Source organism: Clostridium pacaense (genome assembly GCF_020709765.2).
Taxonomy (GTDB): Bacteria; Bacillota; Clostridia; order Lachnospirales; family Lachnospiraceae; genus Enterocloster; species Enterocloster hominis.
The window spans coordinates 1-242 of sequence record NZ_JAJFEB020000193.1; the positions used below are offsets into that span (position 1 = coordinate 1).

At 50.0% G+C, this 242-nt stretch carries 1 protein-coding gene; it reads right to left on the minus strand.

What is annotated here, in order from left to right; genetic code table 11:
- The coding region (locus LK536_RS59010; RefSeq protein WP_506092361.1) for a nitroreductase family protein at nucleotides 1–242 on the minus strand (242 nt) is incomplete at both ends.

Here is a 242-nt window from a genome sequence, read left to right on the forward strand (position 1 = left end):
GCATGATAGTAGCAGCAATAAGTCTGGCTATGTCCACGTTCCCGGGTATGAGGGTCGTCAATCCTGGCAAAGGCGCCTCTGATTTTATCATTCCACCCTTTCAGTACTTCCTTATTCTGAATGGCAGTGAAGTGCCACGTCTCCAAATGCATACCGTTGGGGGCATAAGTAGCCGCCTCAAGGATAAGATTCAAATCTTCTGCGGAAACCTGCTGTTCCATATAGGCACGGACGCTACGGCG